This is a genomic window from Pseudomonas sp. P179 (assembly GCF_000478485.2).
GTDB lineage: Bacteria > Pseudomonadota > Gammaproteobacteria > Pseudomonadales > Pseudomonadaceae > Pseudomonas > Pseudomonas aeruginosa.
This window is the reverse complement of record NZ_KI517354.1, coordinates 1,706,231-1,730,702: the sequence shown is the minus strand read 5'-3', so window position 1 is coordinate 1,730,702 and position 24,472 is coordinate 1,706,231. Positions and strand designations below refer to the sequence as shown.

General features: G+C 67.5%; 23 protein-coding genes. 12 read left to right on the top strand and 11 right to left on the bottom strand.

The window, feature by feature from the left end:
- Positions 1-49: 49 nt before the first annotated feature.
- Genes HMPREF1224_RS20605 through HMPREF1224_RS20590 form a run of 4 tightly spaced genes read left to right on the top strand, consistent with a single transcriptional unit; the run spans position 50 to position 4,907 of the window.
- On the top strand, positions 50-847 hold the full coding sequence (locus HMPREF1224_RS20605; protein WP_010793349.1) for an enoyl-CoA hydratase: 798 nt from the start codon (positions 50-52) through the stop codon (positions 845-847).
- Positions 844-2,376 carry a 3-hydroxyacyl-CoA dehydrogenase gene (locus HMPREF1224_RS20600; RefSeq protein WP_010793348.1) on the top strand — a complete coding sequence of 511 codons (1,533 nt, stop codon included), beginning with the start codon at positions 844-846 and terminating at the stop codon, positions 2,374-2,376. The genes HMPREF1224_RS20605 and HMPREF1224_RS20600 overlap by 4 nt, the downstream gene beginning before the upstream one ends.
- Positions 2,377-2,398: 22 nt before the next feature.
- Positions 2,399-3,604, top strand: a complete 1,206-nt coding sequence (locus HMPREF1224_RS20595; protein ID WP_010793347.1) for a 3-oxoadipyl-CoA thiolase — start codon at positions 2,399-2,401, stop codon at positions 3,602-3,604.
- Between the two features lie 52 nt (positions 3,605-3,656).
- A complete protein-coding gene (locus HMPREF1224_RS20590; RefSeq protein WP_003098463.1) occupies positions 3,657-4,907 on the top strand; it encodes an OprD family porin in 1,251 nt (416 codons plus the stop codon).
- 5 nt (positions 4,908-4,912) lie between these two features.
- Here HMPREF1224_RS20590 and metR read toward each other — a convergent pair whose 3' ends face one another.
- Positions 4,913-5,833, bottom strand: a complete 921-nt coding sequence (metR, locus tag HMPREF1224_RS20585) for a transcriptional regulator MetR (RefSeq protein ID WP_003109716.1) — start codon at positions 5,831-5,833, stop codon at positions 4,913-4,915.
- Between the two features lie 298 nt (positions 5,834-6,131).
- Here metR and HMPREF1224_RS20580 point away from each other — a divergent pair, with 298 nt between their 5' ends.
- Positions 6,132-7,118, top strand: a complete 987-nt coding sequence (locus HMPREF1224_RS20580) for an alpha/beta fold hydrolase (protein ID WP_003098462.1) — start codon at positions 6,132-6,134, stop codon at positions 7,116-7,118.
- A gap of 16 nt (positions 7,119-7,134) precedes the next feature.
- Here the strand turns inward: HMPREF1224_RS20580 and HMPREF1224_RS20575 are convergent, their stop codons facing one another.
- The 5 genes from HMPREF1224_RS20575 to glpF all read right to left on the bottom strand — a co-directional run bounded on the left by HMPREF1224_RS20575 (position 7,135) and on the right by glpF (position 12,770).
- Complete coding sequence (locus HMPREF1224_RS20575; protein WP_003119370.1) at positions 7,135-7,464, bottom strand: GlpM family protein; 330 nt, start codon at positions 7,462-7,464, stop codon at positions 7,135-7,137.
- A gap of 132 nt (positions 7,465-7,596) precedes the next feature.
- The gene (gene glpD / locus HMPREF1224_RS20570) at positions 7,597-9,135 is read right to left on the bottom strand and encodes a glycerol-3-phosphate dehydrogenase (protein WP_003098460.1); all 1,539 of its coding nucleotides are present in this window, start codon (positions 9,133-9,135) and stop codon (positions 7,597-7,599) included.
- Between the two features lie 277 nt (positions 9,136-9,412).
- Complete coding sequence (locus HMPREF1224_RS20565; RefSeq protein ID WP_010793346.1) at positions 9,413-10,168, bottom strand: DeoR/GlpR family transcriptional regulator; 756 nt, start codon at positions 10,166-10,168, stop codon at positions 9,413-9,415.
- A gap of 205 nt (positions 10,169-10,373) precedes the next feature.
- Entirely contained in the window at positions 10,374-11,891 is a 1,518-nt protein-coding gene (gene glpK / locus HMPREF1224_RS20560) for a glycerol kinase GlpK (RefSeq protein ID WP_003092168.1), read from the bottom strand.
- 39 nt (positions 11,892-11,930) lie between these two features.
- Positions 11,931-12,770, bottom strand: a complete 840-nt coding sequence (gene glpF, locus HMPREF1224_RS20555) for a glycerol uptake facilitator protein GlpF (protein ID WP_003092166.1) — start codon at positions 12,768-12,770, stop codon at positions 11,931-11,933.
- A gap of 264 nt (positions 12,771-13,034) precedes the next feature.
- On the opposite strand from glpF, the gene ybaK reads away from it, so the two are divergent.
- The 3 genes from ybaK to HMPREF1224_RS20540 all read left to right on the top strand — a co-directional run bounded on the left by ybaK (position 13,035) and on the right by HMPREF1224_RS20540 (position 16,034).
- Positions 13,035-13,505 carry a Cys-tRNA(Pro) deacylase gene (gene ybaK, locus HMPREF1224_RS20550; RefSeq protein WP_003092163.1) on the top strand — a complete coding sequence of 157 codons (471 nt, stop codon included), beginning with the start codon at positions 13,035-13,037 and terminating at the stop codon, positions 13,503-13,505.
- A 63-nt stretch (positions 13,506-13,568) separates the two neighbouring features.
- Positions 13,569-15,053 carry a glycerol kinase GlpK gene (gene glpK, locus HMPREF1224_RS20545; RefSeq protein WP_003092161.1) on the top strand — a complete coding sequence of 495 codons (1,485 nt, stop codon included), beginning with the start codon at positions 13,569-13,571 and terminating at the stop codon, positions 15,051-15,053.
- A gap of 195 nt (positions 15,054-15,248) precedes the next feature.
- The gene (locus HMPREF1224_RS20540) at positions 15,249-16,034 is read left to right on the top strand and encodes a PhzF family phenazine biosynthesis protein (protein ID WP_003092159.1); all 786 of its coding nucleotides are present in this window, start codon (positions 15,249-15,251) and stop codon (positions 16,032-16,034) included.
- A gap of 983 nt (positions 16,035-17,017) precedes the next feature.
- On the opposite strand, the gene HMPREF1224_RS20535 is transcribed toward HMPREF1224_RS20540, so the two are convergent.
- Together HMPREF1224_RS20535 and HMPREF1224_RS20530 are read right to left on the bottom strand one after the other, a co-directional pair.
- On the bottom strand, positions 17,018-17,440 hold the full coding sequence (locus HMPREF1224_RS20535; protein ID WP_010793344.1) for a hypothetical protein: 423 nt from the start codon (positions 17,438-17,440) through the stop codon (positions 17,018-17,020).
- 98 nt (positions 17,441-17,538) lie between these two features.
- Positions 17,539-18,069, bottom strand: coding sequence for a cytochrome b (locus HMPREF1224_RS20530; RefSeq protein WP_003092155.1), 531 nt, complete (start codon positions 18,067-18,069; stop codon positions 17,539-17,541).
- Between the two features lie 182 nt (positions 18,070-18,251).
- On the opposite strand from HMPREF1224_RS20530, the gene HMPREF1224_RS20525 reads away from it, so the two are divergent.
- Entirely contained in the window at positions 18,252-18,449 is a 198-nt protein-coding gene (locus HMPREF1224_RS20525) for a heavy-metal-associated domain-containing protein (protein WP_003092153.1), read from the top strand.
- Here HMPREF1224_RS20525 and nalD read toward each other — a convergent pair.
- Positions 18,428-19,066 (bottom strand): efflux system transcriptional repressor NalD, encoded by a 639-nt coding sequence (gene nalD, locus HMPREF1224_RS20520; RefSeq protein ID WP_003092152.1) that lies wholly within the window; start codon positions 19,064-19,066, stop codon positions 18,428-18,430. The two genes, HMPREF1224_RS20525 and nalD, sit on opposite strands and share 22 nt — an antisense overlap.
- Before the next feature lie 365 nt (positions 19,067-19,431).
- Between nalD and HMPREF1224_RS20515 the strand changes: the two genes are divergently transcribed.
- A complete protein-coding gene (locus HMPREF1224_RS20515; protein ID WP_003092150.1) occupies positions 19,432-20,610 on the top strand; it encodes a multidrug effflux MFS transporter in 1,179 nt (392 codons plus the stop codon).
- Between the two features lie 7 nt (positions 20,611-20,617).
- On the opposite strand, the gene HMPREF1224_RS20510 is transcribed toward HMPREF1224_RS20515, so the two are convergent.
- Positions 20,618-20,794, bottom strand: coding sequence for a hypothetical protein (locus HMPREF1224_RS20510; RefSeq protein ID WP_003104346.1), 177 nt, complete (start codon positions 20,792-20,794; stop codon positions 20,618-20,620).
- 126 nt (positions 20,795-20,920) lie between these two features.
- Complete coding sequence (gene mmsR, locus HMPREF1224_RS20505; RefSeq protein ID WP_003122160.1) at positions 20,921-21,844, bottom strand: MmsAB operon transcriptional regulator MmsR; 924 nt, start codon at positions 21,842-21,844, stop codon at positions 20,921-20,923.
- A 131-nt stretch (positions 21,845-21,975) separates the two neighbouring features.
- Here mmsR and mmsA point away from each other — a divergent pair, with 131 nt between their 5' ends.
- Both mmsA and mmsB read left to right on the top strand, forming a co-directional pair.
- On the top strand, positions 21,976-23,469 hold the full coding sequence (gene mmsA, locus HMPREF1224_RS20500; RefSeq protein WP_003104350.1) for a CoA-acylating methylmalonate-semialdehyde dehydrogenase: 1,494 nt from the start codon (positions 21,976-21,978) through the stop codon (positions 23,467-23,469).
- 15 nt (positions 23,470-23,484) lie between these two features.
- The gene (gene mmsB, locus HMPREF1224_RS20495; protein ID WP_009877528.1) at positions 23,485-24,381 is read left to right on the top strand and encodes a 3-hydroxyisobutyrate dehydrogenase; all 897 of its coding nucleotides are present in this window, start codon (positions 23,485-23,487) and stop codon (positions 24,379-24,381) included.
- Positions 24,382-24,472: the final 91 nt, after the last annotated feature.

The following is a 24,472-nucleotide window of genomic DNA, read 5'->3' as shown; positions in this document are numbered from 1 at the left end:
GGCACGGCCTGCGCCGTGCAACTCAATCCCCGGGCAATTGGAGATGGCCATGGATTCCTCCCCTGGGGCGGTGCGCCCCGAACTCGTGCTGCTGGAGCGGCCGGAGCAGGGCGTGGCCCTGTTGCGACTGAACCGCCCGGCAGTGCTCAACGCCCTGAACATGCGCCTGCGCGAGGCTCTGGCGGAGCACGTACGGCGCCTCGACGAGTGCGCCGATACCCGGGTCATCGTCCTCACCGGAAATGGCGCGGCGTTCGCCGCCGGCGCCGATCTCAACGAACTGGCGGAGGCGTCCGTGCTGGAGATCCAGCAGCGCGGGGTGGAGCGCCACTGGCAGGCCCTCGCCGCCTGCCGCAAACCGCTGATCGCCGCCGTGGAGGGCCATGCCCTGGGTGGAGGCTGCGAGTTGGCGATGCACTGCGACCTGATCGTCGCCGGTGCCTCGGCGCGCTTCGCCCAGCCGGAAGTTCGTGTCGGCGTGATGCCCGGCGCCGGCGGCACCCAGCGCCTGGTGCGAGCGGTGGGCAAGTTCCAGGCGCTGCGCATGCTGTTTACCGGTTGCACGGTACGGGCGCCGGAGGCCCTGGCCATAGGGTTGGTCAGCGAGGTGGCGGCGGATGGCCAGGCATTGGATCGCGCCCTCGAACTGGCTCGCCAGATCGCCGGCCTGCCGCCGCTGGCGCTGGCGCAGATCAAGGAAGTGGTCCTGGCCGGCGCCGACCTGCCGCTGGACCAGGCCCTGGCGCTGGAGCGCAAGGCCTTCCAGTTGCTGTTCGACAGCCACGACCAGAAGGAGGGCATGCGTGCCTTCCTGGAAAAACGCACAGCGGAGTACCTGGGAAAATGAGCGAGCCATCGATCGTTCTCATCGGTATCGTCGGTACCGGTGCCATGGGCCAGGGCATCGCCCTGCTCGCTGCCTGTGCCGGGCTGTCGGTGCTGCTCTACGACAGCCGCCAGGGGGTGGCGCTGCAAGCGCGCGAGCAGATCGCCACGGTCCTTGCCCGGCAGGTGGAGCGGGGCCGGCTGGAGGCGGAGGCTGTCGAGCGCGCGATGGGCAATCTGCGGGTGGTCGAGGACTTGCGGGTCCTAGGCGGCTGCCAGTTGGTGATCGAGGCGATCGTCGAGAACCTGGAGGCCAAGCAGGCGTTGTTCCGCCAATTGGAAGAGGTGGTCGGCGACGAAGCGATCCTCGCCAGCAATACCTCCTCGCTGTCGGTTACCGCGATCGCCTCGGCCTGTCGCGATCCCGGCCGGGTCGCCGGTCTGCACTTCTTCAATCCGGTGCCGCTGATGCGTCTGGTGGAGGTGATCGAGGGTCTCGCCACCCGCACCGGCATCGCCGAGCGACTGTGCGCCCTGGTGGCGACCTTCGGCCACCAGGCGGTGCGTGCCACGGACAGCCCCGGCTTCATCGTCAACCATGCCGGACGGGCCTTCGGCACCGAGGCGCTGCGTATCCTCGGCGAGGGCGTGGCGCCGGTGGCGGCGATCGACGAAGTCCTGCGCGAGGGCGCCGGCTTCCGCATGGGCCCGTTCGAGCTGTTCGACCTGGTCGGGTTGGACGTCAGCCTGCCGGTGATGGAGTCGATCTACCGGCAGTACTACGAGGAGCCGCGTTATCGTCCGCATCCCTTGCTGCGCCAGATGCTCGCCGCCGGCCGCCTGGGGCGCAAGAGCGGCCAGGGCTTCTACCGCTACGACGGCGCTGGGCAGGTGCCCGTCGCCGCCCCGGCGGTTGCGCCAGGCGCGGCGTTGCCGCCGGTGTGGCTGGGCGTCGACGACGAACATGACCGCGCGCCATTGCTGATGTTGCTACAACGTCTGGGCGCCGAGGTGGAGAGCGGCGAGCGTCCTTCCGGGGCGGCGTTGTGCCTGCTTGCGCCACTGGGCGCCGACGTCAGCGCCGCAGCGCGGCGGTTCGCCGTCGATCCGACGCGCAGCCTGGCCATCGACGTGCTGTCGGACCTGGAGCGACACCGCTGCCTGATGGCCTGCCCGGCGACCCGAGCGGAGCTGCAGCAGGCCGCTCGCACCCTGTTCGCACGGGACGGCGTGGGCGTCACGCTGATTCGCGACAGCGCCGGGTTCATCGTCCAGCGCACCCTCGCCTCGATCGTCAATCTCGCCTGCGACATCGCCCAGCAGGGTATCGCTTCGGTGGAGCACATCGACCTGGCGGTGCGCCTCGGTCTCGGCTATCCGCTGGGGCCGCTGGAGTGGGGCGACCGAATGGGTGCCGGGCGCGTGCTGCGCATCCTCGAACGCCTGCATGCGCTCAGCGGCGACCCGCGCTATCGCCCCAGCCCCTGGCTGCGCCGGCGCGCCCAACTGGGCCTTTCCCTGCGCCAGCCGGACAGCCCGTTGGCCTCCTGATCCCTTCGCGGAGAAACACACCATGCTCGATGCCTATATCTACGCCGGCCTGCGTACGCCTTTCGGCCGGCATGCCGGTGCACTCTCGACGGTGCGTCCGGACGACCTGGCCGGCCTGCTGCTGGCGCGTCTCGCGGAAACCTCCGGGTTCGCCGTCGACGACCTGGAGGATGTGATCCTCGGTTGCACCAACCAGGCCGGCGAAGACAGCCGCAACCTGGCGCGCAACGCGCTGCTCGCAGCCGGCCTGCCGGCGCGGCTGCCCGGGCAGACGGTCAACCGCTTGTGTGCCAGCGGACTGTCGGCGGTGATCGACGCGGCGCGCGCGATCAGTTGCGGCGAGGGTCGGCTGTACCTGGCCGGCGGCGCCGAAAGCATGTCCCGGGCGCCGTTCGTCATGGCCAAGGCGGAGAGCGCCTTCAGCCGCACGCTGGAGGTCTTCGACAGCACCATCGGCGCGCGCTTCGCCAACCCCAGGCTGGTCGAGCGCTATGGCAACGACAGCATGCCGGAGACCGGCGACAACGTGGCCCGCGCCTTCGGCATCGCCCGCGAAGACGCCGACCGTTTCGCCGCTTCTTCCCAGGCGCGCTACCAGGCTGCGCTGGAGGAGGGCTTTTTCCTCGGCGAGATCCTTCCGGTGGAGGTGCGTGCCGGACGCAAGGGCGAGACGCGGCTGGTGGAGCGCGACGAGCATCCGCGGCCGCAGGCCGACCTGGCGGCCCTGGCGCGCTTGCCGGCGTTGTTCGCCGGCGGGGTAGTGACCGCCGGCAATGCCTCGGGGATCAACGACGGGGCGGCGGTAGTGCTGCTGGGCGACCGCGCGATCGGCGAGCGCGAGGGCATCCGGCCGCTGGCGCGGATCCTCGCCAGCGCCAGCGTCGGCGTGGAGCCCCGGTTGATGGGCATCGGCCCGCAGCAGGCGATCCTCCGCGCGCTGCAACGCGCCGGCATCGACCTGGACGAGGTCGGCCTGATCGAGATCAACGAAGCCTTCGCGCCGCAGGTCCTGGCCTGCCTGAAGTTGCTCGGCCTGGACTACGAGGACCCGCGGATCAATCCCCATGGCGGCGCCATTGCCCTCGGCCATCCGCTCGGCGCCTCCGGTGCGCGCCTGGTGCTCACCGCCGCCCGCGGGCTGCAACGCATCGAGCGGCGCTACGCGGTGATCAGCCTGTGCGTCGGGCTCGGCCAGGGCGTGGCGATGGTGATCGAGCGCTGCCGATGAGACACCGTTCCCCCTAGAAAAAGAGGCGCCCAGGCGCCTGTTCGGAGTGCGTATGAACAACAACAAGAAATGCGCGTTTTTCCTGCTGCCGATCCTTGCCGGCGATAGCGTTCCCGCCTTGGCCGAGGGCTTCCTCGAAGACTCGCGGGCCAGCCTGGCCTTGCGCAACTTCTACATGAACCGCGACTTCCGCGATGGCGCGGGACGTGCGAAAAGCGAGGAGTGGGCCCAGGGCTTTCTCTTCGACTACCGCTCGGGCTATACCGAGGGTACCCTCGGCGTGGGTCTCGACCTGCTGGGCAAGCTCGGCGTCCGACTCGATTCCGGCGCGGGGCGTAGCGGCACCGGCCTGCTTCCGCTTCGCGACGATGGCAGCGCGGCGGGCGACTACGCGCGGCTGGACGCGACCGCCAAGCTGCGCCTGTCGCGCAGCGAACTGAAGGTCGGCGGCCTGGTGCCGAAGCTACCGACCATCCAGCCCAACTACGGGCGGCTATTCCCCCAGGTGTTCCAGGGCGCGCTGCTGACTTCCGGCGAACTGAGCGGACTGAGCCTGAACCTGGGACGGCTGACCGAGGTCAGCCAGCGCAACGAGGCGGGCACCAGCGACCTGGCGCTGTTCAACCGCAACCGGCGTTTCGCCGGCGCGGCGCAGGCGGACCGTTTCGACCTGGCCGGCCTGGACTACCGTATCGCCCCGGACTGGACCGGCAGCTACCACTATGGCGAACTGGAGCAGGTCTACGCCCAGCATTTCCTCGGTCTCAAGGGGCGCATCGGCATCGCTGCGGACAGCCTGGAGAGCGACTTGCGCCTGGCGCTCAGCCGGGATACCGGCGGCGCTCGCGGCGGGCGCATCGACAACCGTTCCTTCAGCGGGTCGCTCACCTACCGCCTGCGCAACGGCCAGGCCTTCGGCCTGGGCTACCAGCGGATGAGCGGCGACCACGGTTTCCCCTACCTGGAGGGGACCGATCCGTACCTGGTCAATTTCGGCCAGTACAACGACTTCGCCGAGGCTGGCGAATCCTCCTGGCAACTGCGCTACGACTGCGACTTCGCGCCGCTCGGGGTGCCCGGCCTGAGCCTGATGACGCGCTATTTCAGCGGCCATGGCGCGAAACCGAAGGGCGCCGACGGCAGTCGCGAGTGGGAACGCGACAGCGACCTGCGCTACGTGTTGCAGGGCGGTGCGCTGAAGGGACTGGGGCTGGTCTGGCGCAACGCTACCTACCGTTCGGCCTTCAGCCGCGACATCGACGAGAACCGCCTGTACCTGACCTATGAGCTGCCGCTGTTCTGAGCCGTTCAGCCCTTGGCGGCGCTGACCCCTTCGAGGGTGGCGAAGGAGGTGTCCTTGGCGGTGAGCAGGAAGTCGCGCATGAATGGCGCATCGAACATGTCCGTGCGGATGGCGGCGAAGAGCGTGCAGTACAGGCCCTTTTCACCGAGGCGCCGGGCCGTCACGTAGCCGCGCGAGCTGTACTCGTGCAGGGCCCAGTTCGGCAGGCAGCAGACGCCGCGACCGGAGGCCACCAGCTGCATCATCATCACGGTCAGCTCGGCTATGCGCACCTGCGCCGGCTCCACGTCGGCGGGGTCGAGGAAGCGGGTGAAGACGTCGAGACGATCGCGTTCCACCGGATAGGTGATCAGGGTTTCCCGCTCCAGGTCCTCCGGGACGACATACGGTCGACCAGCCAGGGCATGCTGGTTGGCCACCGCCAGCAGCGCTTCGTAGGTGAACAGTGGCACGTAGGTGATGCCGGGCAACTCGATCGGGTCGGCGGTCACCACCAGGTCGAGGTCGCCGCGGGCCAGGGCCGGCAGCGGCGCGAAGGAGAAGCCCGAGGCCAGGTCCAGTTCGACTTCCGGCCAGGCGTCGCGGAACTGGTCGATGGTCGGCATCAGCCACTGGAAGCAACTGTGGCATTCGATGGCCATGTGCAGGCGTCCGGCGGTACCGCCGGCGAGCCGCGCCAGGTCGCGCTCGGCGGTGCGCAGCTGGGGCAGCAGCGAGTCGGCCAGTTGCAGCAGGCGCAGCCCGGCGCTGGTGAAGCGTACCGGCTTGGTCTTGCGCACGAACAGCTGCATGCCCAGGCGCTCTTCCAGTTCCTTGAACTGGTGCGACAGCGCCGACTGGGTAAGGTGCAGGCGCTCGGCGGCTTCCACCAGGCTGTCGGCTTCGCGCAGCGCGTGCAGGGTCTTGAGGTGGCGAAGTTCGAGCATGGCGGCCTCTGTATGAGCAAAACTTGATAGCGGTGCGGATTCGTTGAGTTTGTCTCATACGCCAGAGGCTGTCGACAAGCGATGGCCTCGATCCCGCAGAGCGTGCGATCGTGGAGCGACGGGGAGAAGAGCCCGGCACACGGGACGGCGGCACGGAGCAGCGGCGCAACGCCGCAGAGCCACAACGCCACGACCGCCTGGCGGCATTCATCAAACTGTCACGCTACTGTGGCAGCGCGCTGGACGAAATTTAATCAGAATCGCGCTCCACTGGGGTTTTGCGTTCTGGGTTTTCTTCATGCGTGCTTTCATCTTCCTGGCCGCCTTGTTGTGCAGCCTCTCCTCCTTTGCGGCGGCGCGTTGCGACGCACGCGTACCTACCGAGACGGTCGAACTGGGCGACGTGCGCCTGGCCTACCAGAGCATCGGCCGCGACAGCGATCCGGCCCTGCTGCTGGTGATGGGCCTGGGCGGGCAACTGATCCACTGGCCGGACGAGGTGGTCAGCGCCCTGTGCGAGCAAGGCTTCCGGGTGATCCGCTACGACAACCGCGACGTCGGCCTGTCGGCCTGGAACGTGCCGGTGCCCAGTTCGCGGCTGACCTACGAAGTGGTGCGTTATCGCCTCGGCCTGCCGGTCAGCGCGCCCTATACCCTCACCGACATGGCCGGCGATGCCCTGCATCTGCTCGACGCGCTGGATATCCCCCAGGCCCATGTGCTCGGCGCCAGCATGGGCGGGATGATCGCCCAGCACATCGCCGACATGGCGCCGCAGCGCCTGCTCAGCCTGACCCTGGTGATGACCAGCTCCGGCGCCGAAGGCCTGCCGGCACCCAGCGAGTCGCTGCTGCGCCTGCTGGCGCGGCGCGAGGCGGCCAGCCGCGAGCAGGCGGTCGAGCAGCAGGCCGACCTGCTGGCGGCGCTGGGCAGCCCGGAAGTGCGCGATGATCGCCAGCAACTTCTGTTGCAGGCCGCACGTTCCTACGACCGCGCGTTCAACCCGGAAGGCGTGCAGCGGCAATTGCTGGCGATCCTCGCCGAACCCAGCCGGGTGCCGCTGCTGAACCGTCTGCAGGTGCCGACCCTGGTGATCCATGGCACCGCCGATCCGCTGCTGCCGGTGATGCACGGCGTGCACGTGGCGGCGCATATCCGTGGCTCGGAGCTGAAGCTGATCCCCGGTCTCGCCCATCGCTTCCAGGAGGCCTTCAAGGAGCCGTTGCTGGCGGCGGTAGTGCCTTACCTGAAGGCCCATCGGCAGGCCAGCGTCGTCCAGCTCTGAAGCCGCGCTCGCGGTCTCAGGCGTGCAGGCGTACCCAGAGGCCCACCAGCACGCTTGCCGCCACCAGCCAGGCCAGCGCCGCCAGGGCCAGCGAGGTCTCCAGGCGGAAGCGCTCGACCAGCAGGTAGAGCGCGGCGAGATAGACGAAGTAGGGGATGATCGACCACATGCCGAAGACGATGGTGGTCTTCAGGTCGTCCAGCGAACGGCCCTTGCCGACGATGTAGTGGGCAATCAGGGCGAAGGTGGGAAACAGCGGCACCAGGCCGGCGATGTAGTAGTTGCGGGTCTTCGACAGGACGGCGAGGAGCACGACCACGGCGGCGCCGATCAGCGCCTTGAACATCAGGTCCACGGGATTCTCGACTGCGGCGGCGCCACCGGCTTGGTGGCGTCGCGCATTATGCCCGGATCGTCCCGTACCCTTCCATAACGAACGAGGCCCGCAAAAGCGGGCCTCGACGTTTCTGGCTGGCGATCAGGCCGCATGCACCCGCGGGCGATGCGGATGCTCGCTCTGCAGGTACTGGCCGAGGCGCACCTGCTGGCTCGGCGAGAGGAACAGGCCGAGCTTGCTGCGGCGCCAGAGGATGTCCTCGGCGTCCTGGGCCCACTCGTGCTTGCACAGGTAGTCCACTTCGCGGGCATACAGGCCGCCGCCCAGGTGCTCGCCGAGATCGGCTTCGCCATTGACCCCGTCCAGCAGGCGCCACACCCGGGTGCCGTAGGTGCGCGCCCAGCGCAGCGCCAGTTCGCGGTCGAGCCAGGCGTAGCGGTTGGCCAGTTGCTCGGTGAGCGCCTCGACGCTCTGCATCTGCTCGCCGCCCGGCAGCGGTGCCTTGGCGGTCCAGGCCGGGCCGAGATTGGCGAAGAACGGCTGGAGCTGCGTCAGCGCCGATTCGGCCAGCTTGCGGTAGGTGGTCAGCTTGCCGCCGAACACCGAGAGCAGCGGCGGCTCGCCGTTGCCGGCGGAGAGCGACAGGGTGTAGTCGCGGGTGATCGCCGAAGGCTCGTCCGACTCGTCGTCGCACAGCGGACGCACGCCGGCGAAGCTGTGCAGGATGTCGGCGGCCGCGAGTTGCTGCTTGAAATGGGCGTTCACCACTTGCAGCAGGTAGGCGGTTTCCTCTTCGCTGATCGCCACCTTGGCCGGGTCGCCCTGGTACTCGCGATCGGTGGTGCCGATCATGGTGAAACGGTCCAGATAGGGGATGGCGAAGACGATGCGGCGGTCTTCGTTCTGCAGGATGTAGGCGTGCTCGCCTTCGTACAGCTTCGGCACGATGATGTGGCTGCCCTGGATCAGGCGGATACCGTAGGGCGACTTCTGTTTCAGGTCGTCCTGGATGAAGCGCGCCACCCAGGGGCCGGCGGCGTTCACCAGGGCGCGGGCGCGGATCGAATACAGGCTGCCGTCGCTGCGCTCCAGGTGCAGGTGCCAGAGTCCCTTGCTGCGACGGGCGCTGACGCAGCGGGTGCGGGTATGGACGTGGGCGCCGTGCTCGCGGGCGGAGATCGCGTTGAGCACCACCAGGCGCGCATCGTCCACCGCGCAGTCGGAGTACTCGAAGCCACGGCGGATCTCGGCCTTCAGCGGGCTGCTGCCGGTGAAGCGCAGGCCGCGCGAGGCGGGCAGCTTCTCGCGCTTGCCGAGGTGATCGTAGAGGAACAGGCCGGCACGGATCATCCAGGCCGGGCGCAGGTGCGGACGGTGCGGCAGGACGAAGCGCAGCGGCTTGACGATGTGCGGCGCCTTGGCCAGCAGGACCTCGCGCTCGGCCAGGGCTTCGCGGACCAGGCGGAATTCGTAGTGTTCGAGGTAGCGCAGGCCGCCGTGGATCAGCTTGCTGCTGGCCGAGGAGGTGTGCTGGGCCAGGTCGTGCTGTTCGCAAAGGAACACGGACAGGCCGCGCCCGGCTGCGTCGGCGGCGATCCCTACACCGTTGATGCCACCGCCGACCACGGCGACATCGTAGACTTCGGCGAGTGGAGCGGAGGGGGTGTGCGCTTGACTCATGTGAAAGGCCCTGAAGTCGAAAGTGAACGTAGTTTTGTTCGAATTCGAAAATAGTTTAGTCGATTGCGCAGTTATTGACCAGCCCGATGCATCAGGCTTTTTCAATTTCGAAGGGTTGCCCGGGCGCTACCGGTTTGCCCGTCCGCGCGGGAACAGCCCCTCTTCCGCGTGCGGGAAAGCGGCCGCCGAGGGTCGTGGCGCATGGGCAGGGGGCGGCAGGTGGCTTTTCTGAAACGAACATTCACGGCGCCGAACGGCGCCGTGGCAGGGAAATGCCTCAGACCAGGTCCAGGTGAACCTTGTGCTGTGCCATCAGGCGGGCGATGGCGGCGGACGGCGGGCTGTCGCTGATGACCCGGTTGACCAGCGAGATCGGTCCCAGGCGGACCACCGCGTTGCGCCCGAACTTGCTCGAGTCGGCGGCCAGGAACACTTGCCGCGCGTTGTCGATGATCGCCTGGGATACGCGCACTTCCTGGTAGTCGAAGTCGAGCAGGCTGCCATCCTCGTCGATGCCGCTGATGCCGACCAGGGCGAAGTCGACGCGGAACTGCTGGATGAAATCCACCGCGGCCTGGCCGACGATGCCGCCGTCGCTGCGTACGGTGCCGCCGGCGACCAGCACTTCGAAGTCTTCCTTGGCGCTGAGGGTGGCGGCCACGTGCAGGTTGTTGGTGATGATCTTCAGATTGCGGTGGTTGAGCAGGGCGCGGGCGATGGCCTCGGTGGTGGTGCCGATGTTGATGAACAGCGAGGCGTTGTCCGGCACCAGGCTGGCCACGGCTTCGGCGATGCGCTGCTTCTCGTCGCGCATCTGGTCGGCGCGCATGGTGTAGGCGGTGTTCTCGATGCTTGAATCGTAGGCCGCACCGCCGTGGTAGCGGCGCAGCAGTCCCTGTTCGGCGAGCTGGTTGATGTCGCGGCGGATGGTCTGCGGGGTGACCGCGAACATCTGCGCCATCTCCTCGATGCTCAGGTAACCGCGCTCGCGGACCTCCTCGATGATGCTTTGCTGTCGGGGGGGCAGGTTCATGGGTTGTTCTCGTGCTGCCGGGCCGGGACCCTGGAAAGTCGCCAAGAATGCCGCACGCGGGGGGCCGTTGTCAGCCGTGCATGAGTCGTAGAGGGCGCCGCGGCGGCACCCGGCCGCCGCACGCAAACGTTACCCAGGGCATGCCAGAGCGGCGCCCGGGAACACGCCATTCGCCGCATTGCGGCGGACGAATGGCGCCAGCTCGTCACAGTTCGCCGTCGTCCCAGCCGCGAGTGCGCTCCACCGCTTTCTTCCAGCCGGCATAGAGCTTTTCGCGCCGGGGCTCGTCGCACTCCGGCTCGAACACCCGCTCGATCACCGCCTTGCTCTTCAGCTCGTCGAGGCTGCTCCAGAAGCCGCAAGCCAGGCCGGCCAGGTAGGCGGCGCCGAGGGCGGTGGTCTCGCGCATCACCGGACGTTCCACGCGGGTGCCGAGGATGTCGGCCTGGAACTGCATGAGGAAGTTGTTGGCCACCGCCCCGCCGTCGACGCGCAGGGCGCGCAGGCGTTCGCCGGCATCGCGCTGCATGGCGTCGAGCACGTCGCGGGTCTGGTAGGCGATGGATTCCAGGGTAGCGCGGATCAGGTGGTCGGCCTTGACTCCACGGGTCAGGCCGAACACCGCGCCGCGCGCATAGGGGTCCCAATAGGGCGCGCCGAGTCCGGTGAAGGCCGGTACCAGGTAGACGCCGTTGCTGTCCTTGACCTTGGTGGCGAAGTATTCGGAATCGAAGGAGTCGTTGATCACCTTCAGTTCGTCGCGCAACCACTGCACCGTGGAGCCGCCGTTGAACACCGCGCCCTCCAGGGCGTAGCCGACCTCGCCGCGCGGACCGCAGGCGATGGTGGTGAGCAGGCCATGGGTGGACTTCACCGCCTTGTCGCCGGTGTGCATCAGCAGGAAGCAGCCGGTGCCGTAGGTGTTCTTCGCCTGGCCCGGTTCCACGCACATCTGGCCGAATAGGGCGGCCTGCTGGTCGCCGGCGATCCCGGCGATCGGCAGCTCGCCGCCGCCGACCCCGCCGATCCGGGCGTTGCCGTAGACCTCCGAAGAGTTGCGCACCTCGGGTAGCATCGAGCGGGGAATGTCGAGCACCTCGAGCATCCGTGCGTCCCAGTCGAGGCTGTGGATATTGAACAGCATGGTCCGCGAGGCATTGGTGTAGTCGGTGACGTGGACCTTGCCTTCGGTGAGCTTCCAGATCAGCCAGGTGTCGATGGTGCCGAACAACAGGTCGCCGTTGCGCGCGCGTTCGCGGGCGCCTTCGACGTTGTCGAGGATCCACTTCAGCTTGGTCCCGGAGAAGTACGGATCGGTGACCAGCCCGGTGGTTTCGCGGATGTAGTCTTCCAGCCCGTCGCGCTTGAGCTGCGCGCAGATCGCCGCGCTGCGCCGGCACTGCCAGACGATGGCGTTGTGGATCGGCCGACCGCTGTGACGGTCCCAGACCACCGTGGTCTCGCGCTGGTTGGTGATACCGATGGCGGCCACCTGGTCGTGCTCGATGCTGGCCTGGGCGAGGGCCTCGACCAGGGTCGAACTCTGCGTGGCCCAGATTTCCATCGGGTCGTGCTCGACCCAGCCGGCCTGCGGATAGAACTGGGCGAACTCGCGCTGGGCCTGGCTGACCACGTTGGCATCGCGGTCGAAGACGATGGCGCGGGAGCTGGTGGTGCCCTGGTCCAGGGCGACGACGTATTTCTTGTTGTGCTTGTCGGTCATGGCTGTGGCCTTGTGGCTATGGCAGGAAAGAGCGGGCGGTCAGGAAGCGCGAACCTTCTCCGGCTCGGCTTCGGCGGGCGCCGCGGCGCTCGGCAGATGGCGCGCGATCAGTACACGATAGCCGCCGGCGCCGAGGCAGGCACCGAGGATCGGGGCGAAGATCGGCACCAGAAAATAGGGAATCTCGCGGCCGCCGGTGAAGGCGATGGGCCCCCAGCCGGCCAGGTAGGTCATCAGCTTGGGGCCGAAGTCGCGCGCCGGGTTCATCGCGAAACCGGTCAGCGGGCCCATGGCGCTACCGATCACGGCGATCAGCAGGCCGATCAGCAGCGGCGCCAACGGACCGCGCGGCAGGCCGTTGCCGTCGTCGGTAAGGGCCATGATCACCGCCATGAGGATGGCCGTGATCACCACTTCGACGAGGAACGCCTGGCCGACCGACAGCGCCGGGTGCGGATAGGTGGAGAACACCGAGGCCAGGGCCAGGCTGTCCTGGCTGCCGCGGACGATGTTCTGCGCCTGTTCGAACTCGATGAACAGGCTGCTGTAGAGGGTGTAGACCAGCGCTGCGGCGCAGAACGCACCGGCCACCTGGGCGGTGATGTAGAACGGCAGCTTGCGCCCCTCGAAGCCGGCGAACAGCCACAGCGCGATGCTCACCGCCGGGTTCAGGTGGGCGCCGGAGACGCCGGCGCTGAGGTAGATCGCCATGCTCACGCCGACCCCCCAGATGATGCTGATTTCCCACAGGCCGAAGCTGGCGCCGGCGACCTTCAGGGCCGCGACGCAACCGGTGCCGAAGAAGATGAGGAGGGCGGTGCCGAGGAACTCGGCCAGGCATTGGCCGAACAGGGACGGGGTCGGGGCGGCGGTGGTCATGGGGCCTCTCTTGTCTGTTCTTGTAATTATGGCGGGCAGCCGTGAAAATTGTTCAGTTTCGAAAAAATATATTCACAAAGGAATGCTGTCAAAGCGCGAAGATGAACGTTTGTCCGAAAAACGACCCTCCGGTTTCGTTTTCGCGGCCAATCGAATATCGCTACCGAGGCACGCGGGCCGCGGCATCGGCGCCCGTGCAGCAGGGGCGGCGATGGCTTAAGGTAGGCGCCGGTTTTCAGCCAACGTTCTTCTCCGGGAGTGACCATGACCCCTGCCATCGACCTGCTGAAAAAGGCCCGCGCCGAGCACAAGGTGCTCAGCTACAGCCACGACCCCAAGGCACCTTCCTATGGCCTGGAGGCCGCGGAAAAGCTCGGCCTGGACCCGCAGCGGGTGTTCAAGACGCTGCTCGCCGCCACGGAGAAGGGCGAGTTGCTGGTGGCGGTGGTGCCGGTGATCGGCAGTCTCGACCTGAAGGCCCTGGCCCATGCGGCGGGGGCGAAGAAGGCCGACATGGCCGATCCGCAGGCGGCGCAGCGGGCCACCGGCTACCTGGTGGGCGGGATCAGCCCGCTGGGGCAGAAGAAGCGCCTGCGTACCTTCATCGATGAAAGCGCGCGGCAGTACCCGAGCATCCATGTCAGCGCAGGACGGCGCGGGCTGGAAGTGGAGCTGGCGGCCGAGGTGCTGGCCCAGCTGACCCAGGGTTCGTTCGCCGCCATCGGCCGTGAATGAGCCGCTAATCCCGCCGGCCTAGCGGTCGGCATTCGTCTTACTTTTCAATCTGTCAGGTTTTCCATGTCCCACTATCTCCTCGCCATCGACCAGGGCACCACCAGCTCCCGCGCCATCGTGTTCAGTGCCCAGGGCTTGCCGGTGGCGAGCTGCCAGCAGGAATTCAAGCAGTACTTCCCGAAGGACGGCTGGGTGGAGCACGACGGCGAGGAAATCTGGCTGACCACCCTCCAGGTCTGTCGCGACGCGCTCGCCCGCAAGGGCTTGCGCGCGGCCGACATCGCCGCCATCGGCATCACCAACCAGCGCGAGACCACGCTGGTCTGGGACGCCGCCAGCGGAGACCTGATCCACCCGGCCATCGTCTGGCAGGATCGTCGTACCGCCGACTACTGTGCCGAACTCAAGGCCGCCGGCCACGAGGCGAACGTCAGCGCGCGCACCGGGCTGCTGATCGATCCGTATTTCTCCGCCACCAAGCTGCGCTGGATCCTCGACAACGTGCCCGGCGCCCGCCAGCGCGCCGAACGCGGCGAGCTGCGCTTCGGCACCGTCGACTGCTTCCTGCTCTGGCGCCTGACCGGCGGCCGCTCCCATCGCACCGACGCGACCAACGCTTCGCGCACCCTGCTGTTCAACATCCACAGCCAGGACTGGGACGAGGAATTGCTGGCGCTGTTCGAGATCCCGCGCAGCCTGCTGCCGGAGGTACTCGACTGCGCGGCGGAGTTCGGCGTCAGCGAGCCGTCGCTGCTTGGCGCGGCGATCCCGGTGCTGGGCATGGCCGGCGACCAGCAGGCCGCGCTGATCGGCCAGGCCTGCTTCCAGCCGGGCATGGTGAAGAGCACCTACGGCACCGGCTGCTTCATGATCCAGAACACCGGCGAGCAGCCGGTGACCTCGAAGAACCGCCTGCTCACCACGGTCGGCTACCGTCTGGACGGCAAGGTCAGCTACGCGGTGGAGGGCAGCATCTTCGTCGCCGGCGCCGCGGTGCAATGGCTGCGCGACGGCATCAAGCTGATCGACCACGCCCACGAGAGCGAAGCCCTGGCGATCCAGGCCGGCGACTCCAACGGCGTCTACCTGGTGCCGGCCTTTACCGGCCTCGGCGCGCCCTACTGGGACCCGAAGGCGCGCGGCGCGATCTTCGGCCTGACCCGTGACACCGGAATCAAGGAGATCGTCACCGCCGGTCTGCAATCGGTCTGCTACCAGACCCGCGACCTGCTCGAAGCGATGCGCCAGGACGGCACGCCGCCCAGCGCGCTGCGGGTGGACGGCGGGATGGTGGTGAACAACTGGGTGATGCAATTCCTCACCGACATCCTTGGTGTCACCGTGGAGCGCCCGGAAGTCACCGAGACCACCGCCCTCGGCGTGGCCTACATGGCCGGGCTGAAGGCCGGCTTCTATCGCGACCTGGACGACATCGCCAGCCACTGGCACCTGCAGCGCCGCTTCGCCGCGCACATGGCCGAGGAGCGCCGCGGCGAACTCTACGCCGGCTGGCAGAACGCGGTGCGACGGGTGCGCAGCGAGGCCTGAGCGGCGTTTCGCGGAAAAAGGCGGCGTTTTTGCCGGCGGCTTCACAACGCCTGCAGGTCGCCGCAAACGCCCGCTCGGGCAATGGGTCGAAGGCAGGGCGAAGTCCCACTGTTACGATCGGAAAAGATCGCACTGTATCGCCCATCCCGGAGCCTGCGGCGGCATGCTGTGGCGATCGTTCCCAGGAGGTCTGCCATGCAGCTCGAGTTCCACCAGGTCGACGCGTTTTCTTCCCGCCCGTTCAGTGGCAATCCCGCCGTGGTTTATCGCCTCGACGCCTGGCTGGCGGACGAGCTGATGCAGATGATCGCGACCGAGCACAACCTCTCCGAGACTGCCTTCGTCGTTCGCGAAGGAGAGGCCTGGCGGATCCGCTGGTTCACCCCGAGCGTCGAGGTGGCGCTCTGCGGCCACGCCACACTGGCTGCGGCCCACGTACTGTTCGAGGTCTACGACGAGCCGGGCGAGCGCCTGGAATTCATCTCGCGCTCCGGTGCGCTGCGGGTCAACCGCGAGGACGAGCGGCTGGTCCTGGATTTCCCCGCGCAGTATCCGAGCGAGGTCGGTAGCACCGTCGAGCTGGAGCAGGCCCTGGGCCTGCCGCCGGTGGACGTGCTGGGCTCCACCGACAAGCTGCTGGTGCTGCTCGAGTCCGAAGAGGCGGTGCGCGCCTGTCGCCCCGACTTCGCGGCCCTGGCGCGGCTGCCCTGGCGTGGAGTGATCGTCACCGCGCGGGGCCTGCAGAAGGATTTCGTCTCGCGCTTCTTCGCCCCGGCGATGGGCGTCGACGAAGACCCGGTCACCGGCTCCGCGCATTGCAGCCTGATTCCCTACTGGGCCCAGCGCTTGAACAAACTGTCGCTGACCGCCCAGCAGTGCTCGGCGCGCGGCGGCGAGCTGTGGTGCCGGTTGGAGGGCGAGCGGGTGAGTATCGCCGGGCATGCGGTGCTGGTGGCGAGCGGAAGGATTCGATTGAGCTGAGGGGCGCTTCAGGAGGGGGATGACCTCGTGCATGCCAGACTTCCACATACCGAAGCCCTGATCCGTAGAGTGAATGACCGCTTGCGGTTATCCGCCCTACGGATCGGGTTCCTGGCATGCACGAAGGGAGGTTTGCCCTCCAAGTGGTGGGGCGGCAAACCCGCCCCGTCAGGAGGGCACCCCAGTCGAGAAGCGGCTGGGGCCGGATGCCGGGGCGAGTCTTTTGGTTCCTTTTGGACGCTTGCAAAAGGCACTCGCCTGGGAAGGCGAAACAAGAGGTCAAGGCAGGCACAGAAAACAGCTTGACCACCAAACATGACGCCCGCTCAAGCGCTAAGCAACAGCGACCCCCTCACTGCCGTGTAGCTAAGAAATCGCGAGCGATATAGTCACGTAGGGCGAATACCGCCACAGGCGGTATCCGCCGATGCCCTGGAGAGCCGGCGGATAACCGCAAGCGGTCATTCGCCCTACGGATCGGGCTCCTGGCATGCCCTCCGAGTGGCAGGGCGAGTCTTTTGGACGCTTGCAGAAGGAGCTCGCCTGGAAAGTTGAAACAAGAGGCCAAGGCAAGCACGACAAGCAGCTTGAGCAGCAAACATGAAGCCCGCTCGAACGTCCCGTAGGGCGAATACCGCCACAGGCGGTATCCGCCGATGCCCCGGACAGCCGGCGGATAACCGCAAGCGGTTATTCGCCCTACGGATCGGGCTCCTGGCATGCCCTCCGAGTAGTGGGGCGAGTCTTTTGGACGCTTGCAGAAGGAACTCGCCTGGAAAGGCGAAACAAGAGACCAAGGCAAGCACGACGCCCGCTCAAGCGCTAAGCAACAGCTTCCCCCCCTTAGTGCCGTGCAGGCAGCGACGGGAGCTGGGGCCAGTCACGCATTCACGGCCCGCCAGGCAGTCCCCGTGCACCCGGTGCCGAAACGCCACCTTCGTGCCCTGAGTCATGGCCAATGCTCCACGGCAAGTCGCTACCCCTCAGTACCCATCCGCCACCGGTGCCAGGTAGAGCCCGCCCGCACCGAGGGTAATGCGCAGGTTGCGGATCTCTCCGGCGCGCAGGGTCAGGGTCTGTCCGGCGAGGATGGTCATGCCGTTCCGGCAGGCCTCGCCAGGACCGTTCGGCGCAAGACGCACGTCAACCGCGCCGGGTTGCAGGTTCAGGGCCAGGCTGGCGCCCGGTTGCAGGTTGCCGACCAGTTCGTCGTGGACGTACAGGCCGACATCGCAGGCAGTGCCGGACTCGACCCGCTCGCGGGAAACGTTCAGCACCGCATAGCCGATCGGCGCCGGGTCGGGTTGCGCCCAGCCGCCGCTGGCCGGTTGCGGGTCCGCGGCGAGCGCCGGGAGGGCGCAGGCCAGGGCGGCGGTATGGAGCAGCGGGCGAAGAATGGGGAACATGGCGGGCCTCGGCGGCGGGGGCGTAGGGAAAAGCTTGGCCGAAGCCGGGGCCCGGGACAAGTCGGGACGGGCATCCGCGTGCCCGTCCGTCGCTGGGGTCAGGCGCCGCGTTGCGGCAGCATGGCGCGCAGTACGTCGTCCTTCTGCACGCGGTGGTGCCAGATGGCCGCGGCGGCGTGGCCGAGGATCAGCGCGAAAAGCAGGTACTGGACGGTGACGTGGGTGCCGCCGGCGAACGCCTTGAAGGCTTCCGGCAGGTCGAACGGGCCGATCTGCACCAGCCAGAACAGGTCCAGCGGACGCTTGCCGGCGAGCATGCCGGAGAGCGGCATGACGATCAGCACCGCGTACAGCAGGAAATGCCCGGCCTTGGCGGCCGCGCGCTGCCAGTCCGGGTTCCCCTCCAGGGTGTCCGGGACACCCTGGACGCGGCGCAGCGCCAGGCGTGTCAGGGTCAGCAGGAGTACCGCCACGCCCAGCGACTTGTGCAGGGTGAAGACGTTGCCCTTGCCGCCGAGCAGGCCGGCGAAGAAGTCGGCGCCGTAGGGCAGGGCGATGATCAGCAGGACCGCGACGGCGCTGAGCCAGTGCAGGGCGATCTGTGACGGGGAATAGCGGCGGATGGACATGGTTCTACCTCGTGAAGAACAAGGTGAACATGTTAACCATGTGCTTTGTAGGGTTTAAGCCTCTTTACTCCGCCTTTACCCGTTCTTGACGCTTTGTCGGTTACCGGATATTTCGAGGATTGACCTTGACACCATGTCAAGGTCGAAAATCGCCCCATCGATGACCAACAGGAGGCAATACCATGCAAGTCTTCAAGGTTCAGGGCATGACCTGCGGCCACTGCGTACGGGCGATCACCCATGCGGTGCAGGCGAAGGATTCGGCGGCGGACGTCCAGGTGGATCTTGGCGCCGGCGAAGTCCGGGTCGCCAGCCGGCTCGACAGCACCCAGGTACTCGAGGCGATCCGCGAGGAGGGCTACGGCGCCGAGCTGGCCTGACCCCAGTCGCGCACCAGGCCACGGAACATCGGCTCCAGCAGGTGTTCCGCGTCCGTATCCGGATCGAACAGGCGCGGGTCGCGCAACCAGTCGTTGAACAGGCCCAGGATCAGCGCGTGCAAGGCGCGCGAGGCGATCCTCGGGGTCATGCCCGGATGCAGCCGCACACGGCATTCGTCGCGGGCGAACAACTGCTCGCAGAGTTCGATGAACATCTGCACGAAGGCGTTGTTGCGTTCCTGCGCCTCGCGCAGTTCCTCGGTGAATTCGCAACGTTGCATCAGGATGGTCAGGATGCGGCGCTTCTTCTCCTGCGTCAGCAACGATTGCACGGCCTCCAGGCAGAGGTCGTAGAGCGAGCGCAGCGGGTCGCTGCCATCGCAGCCGGACAGGCGCTCGGTGAGTTGCTCCGGCGGCAGGCGTACCTGGTTGAGCATCTCGTTGAACAGGTGGGCCTTGTTCTGGAAGTGCCAGTAGACGGCGCCACGGGTCACCCCGGCGGCCCTGGCGATCTGTTCCAGGCTGGTATGGGACACGCCCTTTTCCAGGAACAGTTCCTCGGCGGCCAGGAGGATGGCCGTACGGGTTTTTTCAGAATCTTCCTTTGTGCGTCGCATGCTGTGCTGGGTAGTCGAATCGGTCTCGGCAACGGGGCGGGGAGTGTACCGATTTTAGCCGCGCTCGGGCGGACTCGAAGTATTTCGACACCACCTTTGTCTAATGCTGCTCATTCATGAGTCGTGGATTCCGCGGTTCCACGGTCTCCGGCCATGATCGGCGGGCGTCTTCGGTGTTATGCTGCGCGCTGCTTTTTCGGCGACTCCCCGGCTGTCCGTAGCATCTTCCCGCCAGTACCGGCCTTCAGGCCTGGAGCCGCCCGCCCTCACAGACGATTCAATGATAGGCGTCGTCGTCCCGCTTGCCGGGAGCCGCGCAGGGAAGTGCCTTGCCTGCCACCGACGCGCCCCGTGCCGAGCGATCCATGAACCTGCGCATCCTGCTGATACTGGGAGCCCTGAGCGCCTTCGGGCCACTGGCCATCGATTTCTACCTGCCGAGCTTCCCGACCCTGGCCAAGGCCTTCGCCACCGACGTCGAGCACGTCCAGCTGAGCCTGGCCGCCTACTTCGCCGGCCTGTCCATCGGCCAGTTGCTCTACGGCCCGGTGGCCGACCGCTATGGCCGGCGCCTGCCGCTGCTGGTGGGGGTGAGTATCTTCACCCTGGCCTCGGCCGCCTGCGCCCTGGCGCCGAGCCTGGAGTGGCTGATCGCCGCGCGCTTCGTCCAGGCCCTCGGCGGCTGCGCCGGGATGGTCATCTCGCGGGCAGTGGTGCGTGACCTGTGCGATCCGATCGGCGCCGCCAAGGCGTTTTCCCAGTTGATGCTGGTGATGGGCCTGGCGCCGATCCTCGCCCCCGTGGCCGGCGGCCTGCTGCTGGACTGGCAGGGCTGGCAATCGATCTTCGTCTGCCTGACCCTGTTCGCCGCCCTGGCCGGCCTCGGCGTGGCGTTGTGGCTGCCGGAAACCATCCCGGCCGACGGCGAGCGACCGCCGCTGTCCGGCGCGCTGGGGCAGTACCGGCGGCTGTTCGCCGACCGCCTGTTTCTCGCCTATGGCCTTTCCGGCGGGGTGGCGATGGCCGGGATGTTCGCCTACATCGCCGGTTCGCCCTACGTGTTCATCCAGCTCTACGGGATTCCCGCCGAGCACTATGGCTGGCTGTTCGGCAGCAATGCCGCGGGCTTCATCGTCATGGCACAGGTCAACGCGCGGCTGCTGCGCTATCGCGGGCCGGCGTTCTGGCTGCGGCGGATCATCTGGGGCTACCTGGCGTGCGGCCTGGCCCTGCTGGGCATCGCTTCGCTGCAACCGGCCACGCTGTGGCCGCTGCTGGTTCCGCTGTTCGGATGCGTGGCCAGCCTCGGCTGCATCATTCCCAACGCTTCCGCCTGCGCCATGGCCGGACAGGGACAGCACGCCGGCAGCGCCTCGGCGCTGATGGGCAGCCTGCAGTTCAGCGTGGCGGCGGGCGCTTCGGCGCTGGTCGGCGTGCTCCACGATGGCACGGCGATCCCCATGACTCTGGTGATCGCCGTCTGCGGCGCGGTCGCGACCCTGCTCGCCTGGCAGACCGGGCGCCTGGAGCGCCAGGCCGCCTGAGCGCGGATCAGGCCGTTCGCTGTTTCAGTTCGGGCAGCACATGGGGCGCGCGCAGGCGCGCCTCGAGGCGGTCGACGAAACGCCGGGCCTCGCTTTCGCTACGGAAGTTGACGGCCTGCTGGTCGAGGCAGACTTGCCAGCATTGGCCTTTCGGGGTTTGCGACGGGCGGACGAGGATGTTCATGGCGATTCATCCATCGGGGCTGGAAAGGGAGCTTCAGTCTAGTCCTGTCGGCCCGGAAAACACTGACCGGGATCAGTTTGCCGACAACTGGTCGCCGCTTCGTTTACAGCCCCGCCGCAGAGCGCTTCAGGCTCCTCCCTCGCCCTGCCTTACCCGCTGCCGGTAGGCGCTCGGCGACAAACCCATGACCTTGCTGAACAGGCGCGAGAAGTAGTAGCTGTCGTCGTAGCCGACCGCCTGGCCGACCCGAGCCACGCTCTGGTCGCTGCTGTCCAGCAACTGGCAGGCGTACTCGATCTTCAGGTGCAGGAAGTGCTGGATAGGCGTACGGCCGGTGATCGCCTTGTAGCGACTGACGAAATGGAACTTCGACAGGTTGCAGAAGGCCGCCAGGCGTTCCAGTTCGAGGCGCGCATGCAGGTGTTCGCGCATGTAGGCGTGCAGCCCGTCGAGGTCCAGGCTGCCCTCGCGCAGCGGGCGCAGCAGCGGTAGCTGGCAGAGCAGGCTGCGCAGGCGGCTGGCGGCGAGCAGGAAGTGCTGGAAGCGGTAGCCGCTGTGGCGCACCTCCAGCAGTTGCTCGAAGCCGCCGAGCAGGGCGTGTTGCAGGCCCCAATGGCGCAGCGGGGTGTCGCGGTAGCCGGCGCTGTGTTGCAGCCAGGTGGCGCTGTCGCCGCGCAGGTGGGTCCAAAAGATGGTCCAGGGTTGGCGGTCGTCGGCGGCGTAGTCGTGGGCCATGCCCGGCGGCAGCCAGAGCAGGTCGCCGCTGCCGACCCGGTATTCGCGCCAGGCCTCGCCCTCGCGCACGCGCAACAGGCCCTGGCCTTCGCTGCAATAGATCAGCAGGTGCTCGTCATGGCGCTCGCGGCTCATGCGGTGGTCGCGGGCGCGCCGGTAGTGGCCCAGGGAGGTGGGGTAGAGGTCGCGGCTGAGCGGGTGGACCGCCAGTTTCTCCAGCAGCGCCGCCGGGATCGGCAAGCGCAGGCTGTCGGCCGGCAGGGGCCAGTCGGAGGTGTGCGACATGTCGGTAGCCGGCTCCGCAATATAGTCCATGAACAACACAATTTAGTCGATCTCGCGACCTTCCGCCCAGTGATAGCTTCTTGGCCAAAGCGAGGTCCGAATCGACCTCGTACCAGTCCGCCACAACAATAAAAGCCGGCCTGGCCGGTGCAGGAGGGTTCATGTCAGTCCCAGTCCGCCACCTCATCGCGGGAGCCTTCGTCGAAGGTCTCGGCGCCCAGCGCATCCCGGTCAGCAATCCCCTCGACAACAGCACCCTGGCGGAGATCGCCTGCGCCAGCGCGGAGCAGGTCGAGCAGGCGGTGGCCAGTGCCCGCGAAACCTTCGCCAGCTGGAAGGAAACCCCGGTTTCCGAGCGCGCGCGGGTGATGCTGCGTTACCAGGCGTTGCTCAAGGAACACCACGACGAACTGGCGAAGATCGTCTCCAGCGAGCTGGGCAAGACTTTCGAGGACGCCAAGGGCGACGTCTGGCGCGGTATCGAGGTGGTCGAGCACGCCTGCAACGTGCCCTCGCTGCTGATGGGCGAGACGGTGGAGAACGTCGCCCGCAACATCGACACCTACAGCATCACCCAGCCGCTGGGCGTGTGCGTTGGCATCACCCCGTTCAACTTCCCGGCGATGATCCCGCTGTGGATGTTCCCGCTGGCCATCGCCTGCGGCAACGCTTTCATCCTCAAGCCTTCCGAGCAGGTGCCGCTGACCAGCGTGCGGCTCGCCGAGCTGTTCCTCGAGGCCGGTGCGCCGAAGGGCGTGCTGCAGGTGGTGCATGGCGGCAAGGAACAGGTCGATCAGTTGCTCAAGCACCCGCAGGTGAAGGCGGTATCCTTCGTCGGCTCGGTCGCCGTCGGCCAGTACGTCTACCACACCGGCACCGCGCACAATAAGCGCGTGCAGAGCTTCGCCGGGGCGAAGAACCACATGGTGATCATGCCCGACGCGGACAAGGCGCAGGTCATCAGCAACCTGGTCGGTGCCTCGGTGGGCGCGGCCGGGCAGCGCTGCATGGCGATCTCGGTGGCGGTGCTGGTGGGGGCCGCCCGCGAGTGGATTCCGGAAATCCGCGACGCGCTGGCCAAGGTCCGCCCCGGCCCATGGGACGACAGCGGCGCCAGCTACGGCCCGGTGATCAACCCGCAGGCCAAGGCGCGCATCGAGCGCCTGATCGGCCAGGGCGTGGAGGAGGGCGCGCAACTGCTGCTGGATGGCCGCGGCTACAAGGTCGAGGGATACCCGGACGGCAACTGGGTCGGCCCGACGCTGTTCGCCGGGGTGCGCCCGGACATGGCGATCTACCGCGAAGAGGTGTTCGGCCCGGTGCTCTGCCTGGCCGAGGTCGACAGCCTGGAGCAGGCGATCCGCCTGATCAACGAAAGCCCCTACGGCAACGGCACCTCGATCTTCACCAGCTCCGGCGCCGCGGCGCGGACCTTCCAGCACCACATCGAGGTCGGTCAGGTGGGCATCAACATCCCGATTCCGGTACCGCTGCCGTTCTTCTCCTTCACCGGTTGGAAGGGCTCGTTCTACGGCGACCTGCACGCCTACGGCAAGCAGGGCGTGCGCTTCTACACCGAGACCAAGACCGTGACCGCGCGCTGGTTCGACAGCGATAGCGTGGCCGGGACCAACTTCTCGATCCAGATGCGCTGAAAGGGAGACGGACCGATGACCGACATCGCATTCCTCGGCCTGGGCAACATGGGTGGGCCGATGGCCGCCAACCTGCTCAAGGCCGGCCACCGGGTGAATGTCTTCGACTTGCAGCCCAAGGCCGTGCTGAGCCTGGTCGAGCAGGGCGCGCAGGGCGCCGATAGCGCCTTGCAGTGCTGCGAAGGCGCCGAAGTGGTGATCAGCATGCTGCCGGCCGGGCAGCACGTGGAAAGCCTGTATCTCGGCGACGACGGCCTGCTCGCGCGGGTCGCCGGCAAGCCCCTGCTGATCGACTGCTCGACCATCGCCCCGGAGACCGCGCGCAAGGTCGCCGAGGCCGCCGCGGCGAAGGGCCTGACCCTGCTCGACGCGCCGGTTTCCGGCGGCGTCGGCGGCGCCCGCGCCGGAACCCTGAGCTTCATCGTCGGCGGCCCCGCCGAAGGCTTCGCGCGGGCCCGGCCGATCCTCGAGAACATGGGCCGGAACATCTTCCACGCCGGCGATCACGGCGCCGGCCAGGTGGCGAAGATCTGCAACAACATGCTCCTCGGCATCCTCATGGCCGGCACCGCCGAGGCCCTGGCGCTGGGGGTGAAGAACGGCCTCGACCCGGCGGTGCTGTCCGAGGTGATGAAGCAGAGTTCCGGTGGCAACTGGGCGCTGAACCTCTACAACCCCTGGCCCGGGGTGATGCCGCAGGCGCCGGCGAGCAACGGCTATGCCGGCGGTTTCCAGGTGCGCCTGATGAACAAGGACCTCGGCCTGGCGCTGGCCAACGCCCAGGCGGTGCAGGCCTCGACGCCACTCGGCGCGCTGGCGCGCAACCTGTTCAGCCTGCACGCCCAGGCCGATGCCGAGCACGACGGGCTGGACTTCTCCAGCATCCAGAAGCTCTACCGCGGCAAGGACTGACCCCTACGACCAAAGGTTGATGGCGGGTGCCCGGCGCCCGCCCATACTCCAAGGCTCACTCACTGCTTCATCCCTAATAAGAACAATCAGA